1 protein-coding gene is annotated in these 546 nt (G+C 64.1%); it reads right to left on the bottom strand.

The window, feature by feature from the left end; all coding sequences use genetic code 11:
• Positions 1-546 (bottom strand): autoinducer binding domain-containing protein (locus SB822_RS54825; protein WP_410858814.1); only part of this gene is annotated, 546 nt, incomplete at both ends.

Raw genomic sequence — 546 nt, 5'->3', positions numbered from 1 at the left:
GGGCGTCATGCCGATCACGCTCTTCGCGTGCGTCCAGATGAACTCATGAATCGTGTGCGCGAACATCAGCGTTTCGGCCACGATCGATTCGGTCATCCAGCGCGGATTGGCGATCTCCGAGTTAAAGCACAGGCTCGCGCTCAGTTCCGGCTCGGGCAGCGGCATCTGCGTGAGAATGCCGCTTTTGCGCCCGGTTGCCTCCAGCATGTCGATCAGCCCGCCGAGCCGCTCGCTGCGCATTTGCGCACGCGGCAGATCGGCGCGCATGTCGACCGTGTTCCAGAGGAACGGCATGCCGGTCGGCGATGCGAGCGCCACGCGCGGATCGAGCTCGAAATAACGCTCGCGGAAATAGCGCGTGAGCCAGCTTTGCGACTCGTAGCTCGTCAGCACGAACATGGTCTTGCGATGCGCCGACGTGCGCGTGGCCGTATAGCTGAACGAGTTGAAGCCCAGTTGCCTGATGCGCTGCCGCACGAATTCGATGCGGTCCTGCGCACTGCCGAAACGCACCAGCGGACTGATGACCGGCGCGCGCCGCGCGGC

Origin of the sequence: Paraburkholderia sp. SIMBA_054 (assembly GCF_046534875.1) — a bacterium.
GTDB classification, from domain to species: domain Bacteria; phylum Pseudomonadota; class Gammaproteobacteria; order Burkholderiales; family Burkholderiaceae; genus Paraburkholderia; species Paraburkholderia hospita.
This window is presented reverse-complemented; position numbering and strand designations above follow the sequence as displayed.